Here is a 205-nt window from a genome sequence, read left to right as displayed (position 1 = left end):
CCGCCAGGATCACCCCGCGCTGGTTGAAGTCGGCCAGGGTTTTCTTTTCGCTTGCCATGGATGTTGAGGCGGCCAGCTGAACGCCGGAGTGGGCGTAAGGGTGGGTGAAGCGCACGCTCTTCTCCCGCTCCGGGGTGATGGTGAGGCCGCCGATGATGACGTCATATTTTTTCGCCAGCAGGGAGGGGATGATGCCATCCCAGGC

1 protein-coding gene is annotated in these 205 nt (G+C 62.4%); it reads right to left on the bottom strand.

Annotated features, from left to right (window positions below; translation table 11 throughout):
* On the bottom strand, positions 1-205 hold a 205-nt coding region (locus BN1123_RS08885; RefSeq protein ID WP_042026563.1), incomplete at both ends, for a transporter substrate-binding domain-containing protein.

Source organism: Aeromonas enteropelogenes (assembly GCF_000819845.1).
Lineage (GTDB): Bacteria > Pseudomonadota > Gammaproteobacteria > Enterobacterales > Aeromonadaceae > Aeromonas > Aeromonas enteropelogenes.
Note: the sequence above shows the minus strand (reverse complement) of the source record. Positions and strands in the feature narration are given on the sequence as shown.